At 72.7% G+C, this 16,563-nt stretch carries 15 protein-coding genes; 14 read left to right on the plus strand and 1 reads right to left on the minus strand.

Translation table 11 applies throughout. The annotated features are described in order from the left end of the window. Nucleotides 1-5 precede the first annotated feature (5 nt). From AB0J55_RS05640 to AB0J55_RS05650, 3 genes are read left to right on the plus strand one after another with little or no spacing between them, the layout of a single operon-like run. Nucleotides 6-449: a phage tail protein gene (locus tag AB0J55_RS05640; RefSeq protein WP_003098512.1), complete on the plus strand. Its 444-nt coding sequence runs from the start codon at nucleotides 6-8 to the stop codon at nucleotides 447-449. A 4-nt stretch (nucleotides 450-453) separates the two neighbouring features. Beyond that, on the plus strand, nucleotides 454-894 hold the full coding sequence (locus tag AB0J55_RS05645) for a hypothetical protein (RefSeq protein WP_364243234.1): 441 nt from the start codon (nucleotides 454-456) through the stop codon (nucleotides 892-894). Further along, nucleotides 891-1,049 (plus strand): DUF6760 family protein, encoded by a 159-nt coding sequence (locus tag AB0J55_RS05650; protein ID WP_003098516.1) that lies wholly within the window; start codon nucleotides 891-893, stop codon nucleotides 1,047-1,049. The genes AB0J55_RS05645 and AB0J55_RS05650 overlap by 4 nt, the downstream gene beginning before the upstream one ends. Nucleotides 1,050-1,232: 183 nt before the next feature. Here the strand turns inward: AB0J55_RS05650 and AB0J55_RS05655 are convergent, their stop codons facing one another. Next, entirely contained in the window at nucleotides 1,233-2,342 is a 1,110-nt protein-coding gene (locus AB0J55_RS05655; protein WP_364243237.1) for a hypothetical protein, read from the minus strand. Between the two features lie 79 nt (nucleotides 2,343-2,421). Here AB0J55_RS05655 and AB0J55_RS05660 point away from each other — a divergent pair, with 79 nt between their 5' ends. From AB0J55_RS05660 to AB0J55_RS05710, 11 genes are all read left to right on the plus strand, one after another. Then, nucleotides 2,422-3,705, plus strand: a complete 1,284-nt coding sequence (locus tag AB0J55_RS05660; protein ID WP_364243240.1) for a hypothetical protein — start codon at nucleotides 2,422-2,424, stop codon at nucleotides 3,703-3,705. Between the two features lie 11 nt (nucleotides 3,706-3,716). After that, the gene (locus AB0J55_RS05665; protein WP_003098522.1) at nucleotides 3,717-4,163 is read left to right on the plus strand and encodes a phage tail protein; all 447 of its coding nucleotides are present in this window, start codon (nucleotides 3,717-3,719) and stop codon (nucleotides 4,161-4,163) included. 2 nt (nucleotides 4,164-4,165) lie between these two features. After that, nucleotides 4,166-4,936, plus strand: coding sequence for a LysM peptidoglycan-binding domain-containing protein (locus tag AB0J55_RS05670; protein ID WP_003098525.1), 771 nt, complete (start codon nucleotides 4,166-4,168; stop codon nucleotides 4,934-4,936). After that, nucleotides 4,929-6,749 (plus strand): VgrG-related protein, encoded by a 1,821-nt coding sequence (locus AB0J55_RS05675; RefSeq protein ID WP_364243244.1) that lies wholly within the window; start codon nucleotides 4,929-4,931, stop codon nucleotides 6,747-6,749. The genes AB0J55_RS05670 and AB0J55_RS05675 overlap by 8 nt, the downstream gene beginning before the upstream one ends. Before the next feature lie 13 nt (nucleotides 6,750-6,762). Further along, nucleotides 6,763-7,044: a PAAR domain-containing protein gene (locus AB0J55_RS05680; RefSeq protein ID WP_364243247.1), complete on the plus strand. Its 282-nt coding sequence runs from the start codon at nucleotides 6,763-6,765 to the stop codon at nucleotides 7,042-7,044. Between the two features lie 13 nt (nucleotides 7,045-7,057). Beyond that, a complete protein-coding gene (locus AB0J55_RS05685; RefSeq protein ID WP_364243432.1) occupies nucleotides 7,058-7,471 on the plus strand; it encodes a GPW/gp25 family protein in 414 nt (137 codons plus the stop codon). Next, nucleotides 7,471-9,432, plus strand: a complete 1,962-nt coding sequence (locus tag AB0J55_RS05690) for a putative baseplate assembly protein (RefSeq protein ID WP_364243249.1) — start codon at nucleotides 7,471-7,473, stop codon at nucleotides 9,430-9,432. The genes AB0J55_RS05685 and AB0J55_RS05690 overlap by 1 nt, the downstream gene beginning before the upstream one ends. After that, nucleotides 9,429-9,968 (plus strand): phage tail protein, encoded by a 540-nt coding sequence (locus AB0J55_RS05695; protein ID WP_364243252.1) that lies wholly within the window; start codon nucleotides 9,429-9,431, stop codon nucleotides 9,966-9,968. Before AB0J55_RS05690 ends, AB0J55_RS05695 begins: the two co-directional genes overlap by 4 nt. 3 nt (nucleotides 9,969-9,971) lie before the next feature. Further along, entirely contained in the window at nucleotides 9,972-10,949 is a 978-nt protein-coding gene (locus AB0J55_RS05700; protein ID WP_364243255.1) for a zinc ribbon domain-containing protein, read from the plus strand. A 30-nt stretch (nucleotides 10,950-10,979) separates the two neighbouring features. Next, nucleotides 10,980-15,065 carry a translocation protein TolB gene (locus AB0J55_RS05705; RefSeq protein ID WP_364243258.1) on the plus strand — a complete coding sequence of 1,362 codons (4,086 nt, stop codon included), beginning with the start codon at nucleotides 10,980-10,982 and terminating at the stop codon, nucleotides 15,063-15,065. Nucleotides 15,066-15,235: 170 nt separating this feature from the next. Next, nucleotides 15,236-16,558: a hypothetical protein gene (locus tag AB0J55_RS05710; RefSeq protein WP_364243260.1), complete on the plus strand. Its 1,323-nt coding sequence runs from the start codon at nucleotides 15,236-15,238 to the stop codon at nucleotides 16,556-16,558. The last annotated feature ends 5 nt before the right edge of the window (nucleotides 16,559-16,563 follow it).

Raw genomic sequence — 16,563 nt, forward strand, 5'->3', positions numbered from 1 at the left:
CAGAAATGGCACTTCCCGATCTCGACAAGGCGGTAGGCCACTCCTTCGGGCTCGAGATCGACGGCGTCCAGATCAAGCAGATCTCCGAGGTCTCCGGACTGAAGATGGAACAGGACGTCATCGAGCTCAAGCAGAACACCGTGGACGGCAAGTACGTCATCAAGAAGCTGCCCGGCCGCCCCAAGGCCGGCGAGGTCACGCTGACCCGCGGCCTGACCGACGACAACAGCTTCGAGAAGTGGGTCAAGGACGCCCACTTCGGCAAGATGGCCTCCGCGCGCAAGGGCGGCGCCATCATCGTCTACGACTACGAGGGCACCCCGCTCAAGCGCTACAAGCTGACCAACGCGTGGCCGAAGAGCCTGGAGATCGGCTCGCTCAAGGCCGGCGACACCAGCGTGCTCACCGAGAAGCTCGTGATCACCTACGAGCAGATGGAAGTCGAGTGAACCGATGCGCAGGGTGATGGCGTCGGCTCCGGTCGAGGAGGCCCCCGCCGCGACGGCGGAGGAAGCCCGGCCGAAGCTGAGGACGGAGTTCGCGTTCGAGCTCCCGCGCGGGTACGTCGACGACGAAGGCAAGGTGCACCACTCCGGGGTGATGCGGCTGGCGACCGCGCGGGACGAGCTGATCCCGCTGCGGGACGACCGCGTGCGCGAGAACTCGGCGTTCCTCACGGTGGTGCTGCTGGCCCGGGTCGTCACCCGGATCGGCGACATCACCGACGTGCACGCCGGGATCATCGAGAACCTGTTCGCCTCGGACCTGGCGTTCCTGCAGGACATGTACCGCCGGATCAACAGCGAGGGGCACACCAGGGCGGGCGTGGCGTGCCCCGAGTGCGGCCACAGCTTCGTCGTCGACGTCGCCGGTGGGCGCCTGGGGGAATCGTGACGTACGCGGCCGACCGGCTGCACGAGGAAGTCGCGTACGTCGCCTACCACCTGCACTGGTCCCTCGACGACATCCTCGACCTCGAACACCCCGACCGGTTGACCTACGTCGCCGAGATCGCCCGGATCAACACCCGGATGAGCCAGGGACGGTGACGCTGGAATGTGGTTTCGCAGGAAGGAGGCGGGCGCGGCCCCCGCGCCTGCCCCGGCGGCATTGCCGGTCTCGCGCGCGGAGTGGCGGACCGTGCCGCCGATCCGGCCTGTTCTCGCCGAGCACCCGCTGGTCAACCCGGTGCAGCGGTTCAGCGCCTCGCTGACGTCCTGGCAGAGCCCGGCCTACCTCGAGCCCCTCGGCCACCGGGTGGGCCCGGACGAGCCGGCCGGCGTCATCGACGGATTGGCCCGGCCGCGGGCTGTGGAGGCTCCGGTGCCGGCCATGCCGGTGGTGCAGCGGGAGACCCGCAAGCGGAGCGGGCTGGGGCGGTTGTGGGGCGCTTCGGTGCAGCGGGACGCTTCGCCGGAGGGTGAGGTGGCTGGGGTTTCGGCGGATGGTGGGGTCTCGCCGGATGCTGCGGGCAGGCCGGGCTTGTCCGACGCTGGGGTTCTGCCGGTGGCTGCGGTGCGGTCGGATTCTGCGGTTTCGCCGGTCGGTGAGGGCTCGTCGGACGCCGGGGCGCTGCCGGTGGCTGCGGTGCGGTCGGATTCTGCGGTTTCGCCGGTGGGTGCGGGCTCGTCGGAGGCCGGGGTTCTGCCGGTGGCCGCCGTGCGATCGGAGGCTTCGGGGTCGCCGGTGGGTGGGAACTCGTCGGAGGCGGGGGTTCTGCCGGTGGCGGCAGTCCCGTCGGAGTCTTCGGGCTCGCCGGGGGCGGGCTCGTCGATGGCTGCGGTTGCACCGATGGGTACGGATTCGTCGGAGGGTGCCGTTTCGCCTGAGGGTGCCGCTTCGCCGGTGGGGGCGGATTCGTCGGAGGCTGCGGTCGCGCCGGTGGGTGCGGATCCGTCGATGTCCGTGATCCCGTCGGTGCAGGCTGTCTCCTCGAAGGGCGCAGCCCCGACGGAGCTTTCGGTCTCGCGTGCGGTTTCTTCGATGCCGGTGGTGCCGTCCGGGGCGGTGGGCGAGAGGCCCGCGCCCTCGCTGGTGCTGCCGACAGTAGCGTCGCCCGAGGTCGTGCGGCCGCTGATGTCGGCCACGGTCGTCCCGCCGATGCGGACCGTCCAGGCGATCGCGGAGGACGTCCCGGCCCGGGCGGCCACACCCGATCCCGTGCTGCCGGAGCCGGTGGCCGCGCCTCCGGTGTTGCCGGTCGTCCAGCGGGCTGAGCCGGCGCCACGGCGGCTGGGGCTGGGTGCCCCGATCCTGCCGGAACCGGCACCGCTTCCGGTGTCGCGCCTCGCGGAGGACACCGTGCCGGTGGCGCAGGAGGCGGGCCGGTCGTCGCCGGTCAACACGTTCCGCCCGCTCGAGACGGCGGGGCCCACGGAGCCGCCCGGGACACCGGGCGGCTCGACGAGCGTTTCCCTGCCGGTGGCCCGTGCGGTCGAGGCGCCGGCCGCTCCGGCGGTGCGTGACGAGACACCGGCGATCGAGGCCCCGACGCTTGCGGTGCCCCGAGGGGCGCAGGAGCCCCTGGCGGTGAGCCGGGCGGTCGAGAGTCCCGCGCTCCCGGTGAAAGAGCCGCTCCTTCCGAGCAAAGAGACTTCGGCCCGGCCGGTGGGGCAGACGGCCCCGGACTCCGCGCTGCCGGTGAGCCGGGCGGCCGAGGCTCCCGACCTCCGGGTGGCGCAAACCGCACCGGAGCCCGCACTTTCGGTGAGCCGGGCCGTCGAGACTTCGGCCCTGCCGGTGGCGCAAACCCTGCAGCAGCCGGCTCTCCCGGTGGGCCGGGCGGTCGAGACGTCCGCACTCCCGGTGAAAGAGCCGCCCCTTTCGATCAGCGAAACTTCGACCCTGCCGGTGGCACAAACCGCACAGCAGCCTGCCCTTTCAGTGAGCCGGGCGATCGAGACCGCACCCCTTCCGATGGCTCAACCGGTGCGGGAATCCCTCCTTCCGGTGAGCCGGGCGATCGAGACCCCCGACGTCCGGGTGACCCAACCGGCGCAAGAACCACCCTCGCCGGCGGTTCACCGCGCGTCCGAGTCCGCCCTCCCCGTGAGCAGCGTGACCGAGACCCTGGCCGTCGCCCGCGTGGCGCAGCAACCGCCGCTGCCGGTGAGCCGGGTGGCTGACATTCCGAACCTGCTCGTGGCTCACACCGCACAGCCCGAGGCTTCCGCACCTCCCAGCACCCGACGCACGGAGGAACTCCCGGTGGCCCAACCGGCCCACGAGCCGGTCCTCCCGATCACCCGCGCACCCGGACCCCTCCCGGTGTCCCGGGCCAGCGAAACCTCCGCACCCCTGGTGACGCAATCCCGGCCGATCACCCGGGCCACCGAGGCCCCCGCCCTTCCCCTGCCTCGCCTGATCGGGGACCTCCCCCTCCCGGCAGTGCGAGCCGAAGACGGGCCACCCACAGCAGACCCCCTGCCCGTCGCCCGCCTCGCTGACCACACCCCGACGCCCTCCGCCGAGACGCCGCAGGCGGTCCAGGCCACCCGGACGATCCAGCGGACCGCCGATGAACCGGCTCCGGTCGTCCCGCCGCCGGAAGTTTCCGCCGCACCCCGTGATCCCGCGCCCGCCGCCGCGGCGCCCGAAACCGATGAGCTCGTCAGGAAGCTGTTCGACCCACTGCTGCGGCGCCTCAAGACCGAACTCCGTCTCGACCGTGAGCGCCGGGGCGCGCTCACCGATCGCCCGCACTGAAGGAGATGCCGATGCCGGACACCGAAGAGGCCGTCGCCGTCTGTTACGTCGTCAAGCTGGACGACAAGAACCTCGGGAACCTCGGCGCGTTCTCCAGCTGTGACGGGCTCGGCTGCGAATTCGTCATGGAACAGCGGGAAGAGGGCGGCAACAACGGCATGGTCTGGCAGCTGCCGACCCGGATCAAGTACTCGAACATCAAGCTTTCGCGCCCGGTCACCGAGGCCAGCTCGCAGATCACCAAGTGGTTCGCCAGCCTGGCGAGCGGGATCGAACGCAAGACCGCCACCATCGAGGCCCGCACCCTCGAAGGCAAGGTGATCGCCAGCTGGGCCCTCGAAGGCGTCGTCCCGGTGCGCTGGAGCGGCCCGCAGCTCTCGCCCGACTCGCCCAAGGTCGCCACCGAGACCCTCGAACTGGCCCACCACGGCTTCCTCAGCCCGGCGAAGAAGGGCTAGCCATGGCCTCCTCACCCGTCACCTTCACCTCGGCCGGCTCGGCGCCCCCGGCCGCCTACGGCTCCGGCGAACCGGCGCCGAACAACCTGCAGCGCGCCCTGCTGGAGGTCCGCAAGCCGCCGCAGTCCGGGGGGACCGGGCAGCCGCCCGGCGACAAGCTGTTCGACATCAAGTTCCAGTTCAACCCCAAGGAACTCTCGCTCAGCAAGAACGCCAAGTGGGGCCGCGACGCGCAGCCGAACGCCAAGAAGAGCGCACCGCCGCAGTTCAAGGGCTCCGACCCGGCCAAGCTCGCGCTGGAGATGTTCCTCGACGCCACCGACAAGATGGACGACGCCGTCGTCAAGAAGGTCGAGCAGCTGTTCACCTGCTGCGTCGCCACCGAGGACAGCCGCAACAGCCGGAAACCGTCGCCGCCGTGGGTGATCTTCAAGTGGGGCGGCATGACCGGCTTCCCCGCCTACGTCTCCTCCGTCACGGCCAAGTACACGCTGTTCACGCCGTCGGGGACGCCGGTGCGCGCGGTCTGCACCGTGAACCTGGAGGAGATCTCGGGCGAACTCGGCGGCCAGAACCCGACGTCCGGCGCGCTCGCGGCCCGGGACACCCACGTGCTCGTCGCCGGGGACTCCCTGGCGTCGGTGGCCTTCCGCGCCTACGGCGACGCCGGGAAGTGGCGCGAGATCGCCGACGCGAACGACATCGACGACCCGATGCGGCTGCGGCCCGGCACCCGGCTCCTGGTGCCCGCGCTGGAGGAGCTCGATGGCTAACGAAACCTTCACGAACACCCTCATGGTCGAGGTCGAAGGCACCGCGCTGCCCGACGACGTCAAGGTGATGCTCGCCTACGCCTACGTCGACGACAGCCGGAACCTGCCGGACACCTTCGTGCTGCGGTTCCGCGACCCGGGGTACGTCGTGCTGGAGAAGGGCAAGTTCAAGGTCGGGGCGAAGATCAAGCTGAAGGTCCAGACGTCCGACCCCGGCGGCCCGCAGGACCTGCTCTCGGGCGAGGTCACCGCGGTCGCGGTCGACCTGGACCGGCACGGCACGTTCACCGAGGTCCGCGGGTACGACCACGCGCACCGGCTGTTCCGCGGCCGCCGGGTCGCGGCCTACCCGAACATGACCGTCGCGGACGTCGTGCGCAAGGTCGCCCAGCGCGCGGAAATCCCCGCCGGCAAGATCGACAACGTCCGCGGCTTCGGCGGCCGGCCGAACACCCAGCTCAGCCAGGACAACGTCAGCGACTGGGAGTTCCTGACCCGGCTGGCCGACGCGGTGGGCGCCCAGATCGCCGTGCGGGAGGGCAAGCTCAACTTCGAACTCCCGGAGAAACCCTCCGGCGCGCCCTCGACCCGCACCAAGGCGACCGCCGACCCGCTCGTCCTGGAGGCGCACGGGACGCTGGTCAGCCTGCGCGCCAGTGTCACCGCGGCCGAGCAGGTCCCCGAGGTGCGGGCCACCGGCTGGGACTACGAGAACAAGCAGGCGATCACCGCCACCGCGACCCCGAAGACCGCCGGCACGGACGTGCCGGGCCTGGACCCGGTGGCGCTCGCCGGGAAGTTCGCCAGCCCGCCGTTCCTCGACGCCGCCTCGCCCCGGCGGGCCCAGGGCGAGGCCGACGCGACCGCGAAGGCGCTGGCCGACAAGCTCGGCAGCGCCTGCGCCGAACTCGACGGCGTCGCGAAGGGCAACCCGAAGCTGCGCGCGGGCACCGCGGTCACGCTCGCCGGCGTCGGCCAGCCTTTCGCGGGCAAGTACACGCTGACCAGCACCCGGCACCTGTTCAACGCCGAAGTCGGCTACACCACCGAGTTCACCGTGTCCGGACGCCAGGAACGCTCGCTCTACGGCCTGGTCGCCGGCGGCGCGCCCGGCTCGTCGTGGCCGGGGCTCGTCCCCGCGCAGGTGACCGATCTGCGTGACCCGGCGAAGCTCGGCCGCGTCAAGCTCACGTTCCCCTGGCTGGACAAGGACTTCACCAGCACCTGGGCCCGCACGGTCCAGCCCGGTGCCGGCAAGGACCGGGGTGCGATGGTGCTGCCCGAGGTCGGCGACGAGGTCCTGGTCGGCTTCGAGCACGGCGACTTCGAGGCGCCCTACGTGCTCGGCGGGCTCTACAACGGCAAGGACACCGCGCCGAAGTTCACGAAGGCCCCCGTCGACGGCAACAGCGGGGAGGCGACCCTGCGCGGGTTCGTCTCGCGCAAGGGCCACAAGCTGGAGTTCGCCGAGGAGGACGGGATCATCCTGTCCTCCGGCGACGCGAAGTTCGTGGTCAAGATCGACCAGAAGAACCAGGTCATCGAGGTGACCAGCGGCAAGAGCGTCACGGTCAAAGCCCAGAACGGCGTCAGCATCGACGCCGGCACCGGGCCGCTGGAACTCAAGGGCCAGAAGGTCACGGTGAAATCCCAGACCGACGCCAGCGTCGAGGCGGGCGCGCAGCTGAAACTCAACGGCACCGCGGGCGCGAAGCTCGAAGGCGCCACCGTTTCGGTCGCGGGCCAGGGCCAGACGGAGCTGACCGCCAGCGGTGTCGTCACCGTGCGCGGCAGCGTGGTCAAGATCAACTGACGGGGGAGTGCGCATGCCACCAGCCGCGAGGGTCGGCGACCCGACCGGGCACCCGGGCGTCATCGCCGGGCCCGGGGTGCCGACCGTGCTCATCGGCGGGATGCCCGCCGCGAACGTCGGGACCCTGCACACGTGTTCGTTCCCGCCGCCCGCGGTGCACCCGCCGTCGCCGATCGCGCCGCCGGGCTGCCCGACGGTGCTGATCGGCGGCATGCCGGCGGCCCGGATGGGCGACCTGGCCGCCTGCGGCGCGCCGATCGTCATGGGCTGCCCGACCGTCCTGATCGGAGGCTGACGTGACTGTGCCGATGAAGGACTTCCTCGGCCGGGGACTGGCGTTCCCGGTGCACACCGACGCGACCGGCTCGATCGCGCTGGTCGGCGGCGAGCGCGAGATCGTCGAAAGCATCCGGCTGATCCTCGCGACCGCACCGGGCGAACGGCCGATGCGTCCCGAGTTCGGCTGCGCGGTGCACGACCTCGTGTTCGCCCCGGCCGACGCCGCGACCGCCGGCCAGATCGCCTACGAGGTAAGGGCTTCGCTGGAACGCTGGGAACCGCGTATCGACCTCACCGACGTCGTGGTCAGCTTCGCCGAAGCCGACCGGGGGACGCTGCTGATCGACATCCGCTACACCCTGCGCGGCACGAACGACCCGCGCAACCTCGTCTTCCCGTTCTACGTCATCCCGCCCCACGAGTCCGCAGAGGACGGTGCGTGATGTCGCTGCCCAAACCGAACCTCGACGACCGCACGTTCCAGGACCTGGTCGACGAAGCCAAGTTCCTCGTCCAGCGCAACTGTCCGGAGTGGACGGACCACAACGTCTCCGACCCCGGCGTCACGCTGATCGAGACGTTCGCGCAGATGGTCGACCAGCTGCTCTACCGGCTCAACCGGGTGCCGGACCTGCACTACCTGCGCTTCCTCGACCTGATCGGCGTCCGGCTGTTCCCGCCCGCCGCGGCGCACGCCGACGTGACGTTCTGGCTCTCGGCCGCCCGGGACGTCCCGGTGGTCGTGGCCGCGGGCAAGCAGGTGGCCAGCGCCCGCAACGAGGTCGAGGACCCGGTGGTGTTCACCGTCGAGCGCACGCTCACCATCGTGCCGTGCTCGCTCGAGCACCTGGTGACCACCACCGCCGACACCGCCCTGCCGCCGGTCGACCGCACCGACGAGCTGCTCGTCGGCGGCGGGCCCGCCGCGTTCGGCGAAACCCCCGCGCCGGGCGACGCGGTCTGCTTCGGGCTGTCGGACGCCGTGCCCGGCTGCGCGGTGCTGCTGCGGATGAACTGCGAAGTCGAAGGTCAGGGCGTCGACCCGCGGGACCCGCCGTGGCTGTGGGAGGCGTGGGACGGCACCGGCTGGGCGGCCTGCGAGGTCGACCGGGACAGCACCGGCGCGTTCAACCGGGCCGGGGACATCGTGGTGCACGTCCCGCCCGGGCACGCCATGTCGGTGCTCGCCCGCCGCCGCGCCGGCTGGCTGCGGTGCCGCCTGGCCGAGGCCAGGCCGAACCAGCCGTTCTACCAGCGTCCGCCGCGGCTGCACACCGTCGAGGCCTCGACCATCGGCGGCACGGCCCCCGCGGTGCACGCCGAGGTGATCCGCAACGAGATCGTCGGCACGTCGGACGGCACGCCGGGCCAGCGGTTCCCGCTCGGCCGTCCGCCGGTGGTCGTCGGCGACGGCGAGCTGGTCGTCGAGGTCTCGGGACCGGACGGCTGGCAGCAGTGGACCGAGGTGCGCTCGTTCGCCGACTCCGGGCCGGACGACCGGCACGTCATGCTCGACCGGGTCGGCGGGGAGATCGCGTTCGGCCCCGCGGTGCGCCAGCCCGAGGGCGGCCTCCGGTACTACGGGGCCTTCCCGGCCAAGTCCGCCGCGATCCGCGTGCCGGAGTACCGCTCCGGCGGCGGGCGGCGCGGCAACGTCGCCCGCGAGGTCCTCGAGGTGCAGCGGGACCCGATCCCGTTCGTCAGCAGCGTGGTCAACCGGCGGCCGGCGATCGGCGGGGTGGACGGCGAGTCGGTCCGGGACGCGCAGGTCCGCGGCCCGCTGCTGCTGCGCACCCGCGACCGCGCGGTCACCGCCGAGGACTACGAGCAGCTCGCCCGCGAAGCGGCACCGGAAGCGGCCCGCGTCCGCTGCATCCCGGCGCACGGCCCGGACGGCCGCGAGACCGGCGCGATCCGGGTCCTCGTGGTGCCTGCGGTGCCCGACACCGGCGAGCTCGCCTTCGCGACCCTGATGCTCGACCCGGGCATGCGCGGCCGGATCGAGCGGTCCCTGGACGAACGGCGCTGCGTCGGCGCGCTGGTGTCGGTGGAACCGCCGTTCTACCAGGGCGTCACGGTGGTGGCCCGGTTGCGTGCCCGGCGCCGCACGACCCCGGGCACGCTCGGGGCGCGGGCGACCCAGGCGCTGTACGACTACTTCAACCCGCTCAGCGGCGGCCCGGACGGCGAAGGCTGGCCGTTCGGGCGGCCGGTTCAGTCGGGCGAGGTGTTCGCGGTGCTGCAACGGCTTCCGGGCGTCGAGCTGGTGGAGGACGTCCGGCTGTTCGCGGCGAACCCGATCACCCGGGAGCGAGGAGACCAGGTCGACCGGCTCGACCTGCCGCCCAACGCGCTCGCGTTCTCGTTCGGGCACCAGGTGCGGGTGCGGGAGGCGGGCGCATGAGGGCGGGCATTCGCGGGCTGCCGAGCCCGCACCCGATCGGCGAGCAACTGCCCGCCGTCTACGCCGAAGACCGGTTCGTCCAAGGCTTCACCGGCGCGCTCGACGAGGTCCTCGCCCCCGTGCTGTCCACTTTGGACAACTTCGCCGGCTACCTGGACCCGGGCCTCGCGCCCGAAGACTTCGTCGGGTGGCTGGCGAACTGGGTTGCGCTGCGCGTCGACGAGAGCTGGAGCCCCGCTCAGCTGCGGCAGCTGGTGACGAGCTCGGTCGAGCTGCACCGGTGGCGCGGGACGCAGCGCGGGCTCGCCGAACACGTGCGGCTGCTGACCGGAGGCGCCGTCGAGGTGACCGACAGCGGCGGGGTGGTCGAATCGCCCCAGCCCGGCGCGCCGCTGCCGGACCCGGGGCCGCCCTGGGTGCAGGTGCGGGTGCGGGTGCCCGATCCGGCGCGCGTCGACGTGCGGCGGCTGACGGCGACGGTCGTGGACGCGGTACCCGCCCACGTGCGGGTCGCGGTGGAAGTCCTGGAGGGCTAGCGGATGGTCATCTACACCGAATGCGGGCACCAGGGGCCCGCCGAAGTCGAGTTCTGCGGCGAATGCGGCCGGTACCTGAAGTGGGACGACGAGCAACCGGTCGCCGTGCGGCCGCAGCCGGTCGTGCAGCAGCAGGTCGTGCAGCCCGCCGAGCCGATCGCGCCGGTCCGGCAGCCGGTGCAGCAGACCGTCGAGGACCAGGTGCTCAATCCCGGCGACCTGATCTGCGGCCGGTGCGGCAAGGGCAACGCGCCCACCCGGAACTTCTGCAGCCGCTGCGGCGCCTCGCTGGCCGAGTCCGAAACCGTCAAGACGTCGTGGTGGCGCCGGCTGTTCGGCCGCAAGCCGAAGCAGCACCGGGCGGGGGAGCGGCCGGGCAAGGACGGCGTCCGCCGCCGGACCGGCCGGGCCCGGGGCGCGCGCCGGGCCGTCGGCAAGGTCATCCGCCGGGCCATCGCGGTGTTCCTGGTGCTCTCCGCGCTGGTCTACGCGTTGTACCAGCCGTTCCGCGGGGCGATCAACACGGCGGCCACCGGGCTGTGGAGCCAGGTCACCGGCATCTTCGAGGCCAAGCTGAACCCGGTCCACCCGGTGAAGGTGACCGCGACCGCGCAAGCGAACGGGCACGCGGCCCCCCTGGTCACCGACAACGCCAAGAACACCTTCTGGGCCGCCCCGGCCGACCGGGAACAGGCACTGGTGTTCACCTTCGACCACCCGGCGGACCTGCGGAAGGCGATCGTCTACTCCGGTGACGCCGCGAACTTCCAGGCCGAGCACCGGCCGCAGAAACTGCACCTGGTGTTCTCCACCGGCAAGACCTACGACATGGCGCTGGCCGACACGCCGGACGCCCAGGAAGTCCCGATCGAGAACAGCGAAGGCGCGACCAGCGTCGAGCTGCACGTCGTCGGGCTGCACCGCTCGCTCAACGGCACGGACGTCGCGATCTCCGAGATCGAGCTGTTCGAAGCCGGCTGAGCCGCGGGAAACCTTTGGGGAGGACCGACCATGCGCGCGAACCGAGCGGTGGCGGGTGTCGCGGTCGTCGCGCTGCTCGGCGGCTGGGCGCTCACCGGAGCGCAGGCACCGACCGCGGCGCAGGCACCCGCACCGGGACCGGCGCCCTACCGCGTCGGGTACGTCAGCGCCGCCACGACCGGCCTGTACCAGGCCACCGGGGAAGGCGCCCAAACCGCGCTGCCCGCGGCGGCCGCCGGTGCCGACTCCGACGCGTCCGCGGGCACCGGCGGCATCGTCTGGGTGAGCCACCGCGCCGCCACCCCCGGCGGCGCCGAACGCGACGGCGAGCTCTGGTACCTGCGCGACGGCGCCCGGGCCCCGGTGCGGCTGACGAACGACGACACCGCCGACGTGCACCCGGCGTTGTCGCCGGACGGCAGGACGGTCGCGTTCGCCTCGGACCGCACCGGCAACCGGGACCTGTTCGTCATCGGCGTGGACGGCCGCGGCCTGCGCCAGCTGACGTCCGGGCCGGCCGCCGACGACTCGCCGAGCTGGTCGCCCGACGGCACCCGCCTCGCGTTCAGCAGCACCCGCGACGACCCGGCCGGGGACATCTACACCGTCCCGGCCGCCGGGGGCGCGCCGGTGCGGCTGACCACCGACCCCGCCGCCGACACCCAGCCGGCCTGGGGACCGGGCCGGATCGCCTTCACCACCACGCGCTTCCACCCGGCCGGCGACGTGGTCCTGATGGCCGAGACCGGCGGCGCGGTCACCCGTGCGGTGCCCGACCCCGGCGACTCGGCCGAACCCGCCTGGTCGGCGGACGGCACGCGGCTGGCGTTCACCACCCGCGCGCAGGACCCGCTCGGCGACGTCAAGGAGATCTCCGGCGGCAAGGTCTCGGTCGTCTCGGCGCTGTCCGGCACCGGCGAATCCGAGCCGACGTTCCGCCCGAACGGGCAGCCGGTCTTCACCGAGCTGCGCTCGGGCGACACCACGGACATCTGGAGTGCCGACGCGACCGGCGGCGACCGCCGGGACCTCACCAACCGCCCGGACGCCGACGAGTCCGACCCGGCCTTCTCCGGCGACGGCTCGCTGCTGGCCTACACCCAAACCGGTACCGGCGAGTCCCCGGACAACGAGATCATCGTCGCGAACGCCGACGGCGGCGCGCCCCGCTCGCTGACCGGCCCGGTGGACGGGCCGAAGGGCGAACAGCACCCCGCGTGGTCACCGGACGGCACGATGATCGCCTTCACCCACTCCGCCATCCGCAACGAAAGCCGCGTCGACAGCGTGCGGATCGCGCGCGTCGCGGACGGCAGGCTGCTCGGGGAGATCCCGATGCCGCCGTACCTGCGGGCCCGCGACTCGCAACCGGTGTGGTCCGCGGACGGCACGAAGATCACGCTGACCAGGGCGGCCGCCCGCACCGCGCCCCCTGGGCCGTCCAGAGTGGACCCCGCGGTGGTGGACATGCCGGTCGGGCAGGGCTCGTCGGGCTCGGTCCCCAAGACGGTGGAGACCGACCGGGTCCCGCCGGACCCGGACATCGTGCTGCTCATGGACCAGACGGGCTCGATGGACAAGGTCATCGGCGACGTCAAGACGAACCTCGGCCACGTCATCGACGAGGTGCTGAAGGTGCAGCCGTCGGCGCACTTCGCCGTCGCCGCGTACGGCGACCTGGTGGACGACCACCCGAAGACCGGCCCGCCGCCGAACCCGCCGCGGTCGTTCCACGTGCAGCAGCCGCTCACCCCGGTCGAGAACGCCGGCCAGCGGCAGCTGCTCACCGACGCCTTCGGCCGGATCACCGCGACCGGCGGCGACGACACCGCCGAAGACTGGTACGTCGCCCTGCAGAAGCTTGCCACCGGCGCCGTCAACTTCCGCGATACGAGCAACCGGATCGTCGTGCTGGTCGGCGACGCCGCCAGCCACGAGTCACCGGCGGACGACAAGCGCGGCGCGTTCCCGACCACCGATGCGGTGGTCCACGCGCTGACGGACGCGAAGATCCGGGTGGTCGCGGTGCCCGCGGTGACCAGCACCGGCGGCGGTGACGGATCGGGGGAAAGCTTCGAGGTGGACACGGACGCGGCCCTCGACGGGCGTGGCCAGGCCACCAAGGTCACGAAGGGCACCGAAGGCGTCCTGACCGACAGCACCGACGTCGGCCAGATCAGCCAGGCGATCATCCGCGGGATCACCGAACTCAAGGTGAAGGTGCAGCCGGTGCCGTACTGCGACACGGGCCTGACGATGACCTTCAGCCCGGAGGGGACCCAGCAGGTTCCGGGCGGGACCAAGGCGGACTTCGTCGAAACCGCCACCGTCTCGCCCACCGCGCCGATCGGGGCGCTCCTGCACTGCCAGGTGGAGTTCCGGCTGGACGGCGAACCCACCGCACGGCCCGGCTACACCGAGAACATCACCGTGCGGGTCAAGGATCCGCGGCTGCCGCTGATCACGGTGCACGACAAGACCGTGACCGGCACCGCGCCGACGGTCGTCGAATACCCGGCGACCGCGGTCGACGCCGACCGCGAAACCGCCATCACGCCGTTCTGCACGCCGTCCTCCGGCAGTCTGTTCCCGGTCGGCGCCACCACCGTGACGTGCACGGCGACCGGGCGGAACGGCACCGCCACCGAGACCGCCGTGATGGCGGTCGACCCCGGCGGGGAGTTCCGGCAGGAACTGTGGCAGGTGTCGCTGGCCTTCGGCACGGACAGCGTCGTCGCGGGGACCCAGCGGAACCTCTCGCCGTCGTTCGGGCCGCCGTGCGGCACCGGACGGCAGGGCTCGGCCGACGTCTCGCCGGACGGCACCGCGCTGGCGTTCCAGAACGACCGCCGGCAGATCTGCGTGGCGCCCGCGGACAGCGGGCCGGCGCGGGTCCTGGCCGCGGACGCCGGGGCCGTCGACAACCCGGCCTGGTCGCCGGACGGTAGGCTCGTCGCGTTCGACAGCGCTCCCGGTGAGTCCCAGCCGAGCGTGCTGGTGGTGCCGGCGGCCGGTGGGCCGTCCGTGCCCCTGATCCGCGGCCCCGGCGGCGCCGCGGAACCGGCGTTCCAGCGGATCGCGGACGTCGCCGTGACCGCCACCGCCGTCCCGGCCGCGATCCAGTTCGGCGGGCTGACGACGTTCGAGTTCGTCGTCACCAACCACGGCATCGCGGCCTCGCCCGGGGTGGGGCTGTTCGTCCGGCTGACCGCGGGACTGCAGCCGCAGACGCCCATCACGACCAAGGGCGCCTGCGCCGCGGACCTCGTCTGCGTGCTCGGCACGCTGGCGCCGGGCGAAACCGTGCGGGTGCGGTTCAGCGCCGCCGGCGTGGTCGCCGGGGCACAGGCCGCGACGGGCACGATCACCACCGCCGGCCAGGACGCCGACGCGCGCGACAACACCGACACGGCGGTGGTCAAGGTCGCCGAGAAGCCGCTGCCGCCGGTCACGCCGGGGTCGTTGTCGGTCGGCATGGCCGTGTCGGCGGTGCCGCTGTTCACCGGCGGGGACGACGTCGGGCTGACCTTCCTGGTGCACAACGGTTCCGGGGCCCCGATGCCGGACGTCCGGCTGGTCACCCAGCTGCCCCCGCAGCTGCCGGCGACCTCGGTGCCGACGGGCTGCACACCGGGCGGCGGCAGCTGCGCGCTCGGGACGCTGACGCCCGGCCAGACGGTCGAGGTCCGGATCACCCTGGCGGCCAAGGCGGCCGTCGACGCGCCGGTGTCCGGCACGGTCAGCACGAGCGGCCCGGACACCGACGCCCGGGACAACACGGCGACCGCACGGGTGGTGGTCCGCCGGCCGGTGGTGACGGTGGACCCGGCGATCGGCGCCCTCGGCTTCGTGCCCCGCGTGACGGGCACCGGCTTCCCGCCGGGAGCGACGGTCCGGCTGGCCTGGTCGGCGGGCATCTCCGCGACCCCGGGCCTGGTCACGGTGGGCGTGGACGGGACCTTCCAGGCGCAGTTCCTGTTGTTCCACCACGATCTGATCGGGCCGCGCACGCTGTCGGTGACGTCGGTGAGCGGGCCGAAGTTCGGAACGGTGGAGTCGAACCCGATCCTGGTGGTGCTGCGGACGGAGCAGCCCCCGTTCATCACGCGAGGCTGAGCAGCGGCCGGCTGGGGCCCGGGACGCGCCGGTCCGGGCCCCAGCCGGCTGGGCCGGCGGCCGGGAACCTCCGCGGCCGCGACCGCTGCCCGTACGGGCAACCACAGGCGCACGGCCGCACACCCGTCCGCTGGTGCCGCAAGCCACGCCGGGCGCGGAGACTTCCGGGCATGGGAGCTACGGCGACGCTGTCCGAGGCCGGCCTGGTCGCGGAACCGGGTCAGGAGACGAGCTGCTCGGTGACCGTCCGGAACGCCGGGCAGGTCGTCGACCAGTTCACCATCGACGTGGTGGGCGACGCGAGTGGCTGGGCCACCGCGGAACCGGCGACGATCAACCTGTTGCCGGGGGAGACCGGGACGGTCACCGTCCGGTTCGCGCCCCCGCGGTCCTCCGACGTGCGGGCCGGGACGATCCCGTTCGGTGTCCGGGTGTTCTCGAGCGAGGACCCCGCCGGCTCGGTCGTCGAAGAGGGCACCGTCGAGCTCGGTGCCTTCACCGAGGTGACCGCCGAACTCGTGCCGGCCAAGGTGGAAGGCGCGTCCAAGGCCGACTTCGAAGTCGCCGTGGACAACCGGGGCAACCGGCCGGTCGCGGTGGAGCTGAGCCCGCTCGACCCGGAGGACGAGCTGGACTTCCGGCTCGAACGCGACCGGGCCGAGCTCGCGCCGGGGACGGCCGCGTTCATCCGGATGCGCACCCGGCCGCGGAAGCGGTTCCTGCGCGGGCAGGCGATCCGGCACCGCTTCCAGGTGTTCGTCACCGCCGAAGAGGCCGAGCCCCTCAAAGCCGAAGGCACCATGGTGCAGCGGCAGCTGCTGCCCAAGTGGCTGCTGCCCGCTCTCGCCGCGCTGCTCGTCCTCCTGCTGGCCCTGGTGACGCTGTGGTTCACCGTGCTGCGGCCCGCCGTGAAGTCGGCCGCCCGGGAGGCGGCCGCGGAACAGAACCAGGAGATCGTCAAGGCCGCGCAGGACGCCGGGGCCGGCGCGGACCAGGCGAAGAAGAACGCCGACCAGGCCAAGCAGAACTCCGAGCAGGCGATGAAGGCCGTCGGCCTGACGCCGCCGGGCGACAACCCCGCGCCCGGCTCCGGTCCCGGGGCCCCGCCGTCCCGTGCGGCGAACAACACCGCCGACGGGACACCGACGGACTTCCGGGTGGCCGCCGACGCGAACATCGACTCGAACGTCAACCGGTTCGCCGAATTCCCCTACACGCTGCCGGATCCGGGCAAGACCCTGGTGATCACCGACCTCGTGCTGCAGAACCCCCGTGGTGACACCGGAACCCTGCGCCTGCTGCGGGATTCCAACGGCACCAAGAGCGTCCTGCTGGAGGTCGGCCTGGCCAACTTCCGCGACCTCGACCACCACTGGCTGCAGGCCTGGCGGTTCCAGCCGGGGGAGAAGGTCGTGCTCGCGGTCAGCTGCCAGAACCCGGGCGACCGGGGCCACTGCACGCCGTCGGTCTCCTTCTCCGGCCGGGTCGAGTGAACCGG

The sequence above is a fragment of the Amycolatopsis sp. NPDC049688 genome (assembly GCF_040674975.1).
In the GTDB taxonomy this organism is placed as follows: Bacteria; Actinomycetota; Actinomycetes; order Mycobacteriales; family Pseudonocardiaceae; genus Amycolatopsis.

Coding starts and splice junctions, on each gene's coding strand:
- AB0J55_RS05680 (WP_364243247.1), top strand. CDS start 6,763: ATGCCACCAGCCGCGAGGGTCGGCGACCCGACCGGGCACCCGGGCGTC.
- AB0J55_RS05670 (WP_003098525.1), top strand. CDS start 4,166: ATGGCCTCCTCACCCGTCACCTTCACCTCGGCCGGCTCGGCGCCCCCG.
- AB0J55_RS05640 (WP_003098512.1), top strand. CDS start 6: ATGGCACTTCCCGATCTCGACAAGGCGGTAGGCCACTCCTTCGGGCTC.
- AB0J55_RS05685 (WP_364243432.1), top strand. CDS start 7,058: ATGAAGGACTTCCTCGGCCGGGGACTGGCGTTCCCGGTGCACACCGAC.
- AB0J55_RS05675 (WP_364243244.1), top strand. CDS start 4,929: ATGGCTAACGAAACCTTCACGAACACCCTCATGGTCGAGGTCGAAGGC.
- AB0J55_RS05690 (WP_364243249.1), top strand. CDS start 7,471: ATGTCGCTGCCCAAACCGAACCTCGACGACCGCACGTTCCAGGACCTG.
- AB0J55_RS05645 (WP_364243234.1), top strand. CDS start 454: ATGCGCAGGGTGATGGCGTCGGCTCCGGTCGAGGAGGCCCCCGCCGCG.
- AB0J55_RS05705 (WP_364243258.1), top strand. CDS start 10,980: ATGCGCGCGAACCGAGCGGTGGCGGGTGTCGCGGTCGTCGCGCTGCTC.
- AB0J55_RS05710 (WP_364243260.1), top strand. CDS start 15,236: ATGGGAGCTACGGCGACGCTGTCCGAGGCCGGCCTGGTCGCGGAACCG.
- AB0J55_RS05700 (WP_364243255.1), top strand. CDS start 9,972: ATGGTCATCTACACCGAATGCGGGCACCAGGGGCCCGCCGAAGTCGAG.
- AB0J55_RS05665 (WP_003098522.1), top strand. CDS start 3,717: ATGCCGGACACCGAAGAGGCCGTCGCCGTCTGTTACGTCGTCAAGCTG.
- AB0J55_RS05695 (WP_364243252.1), top strand. CDS start 9,429: ATGAGGGCGGGCATTCGCGGGCTGCCGAGCCCGCACCCGATCGGCGAG.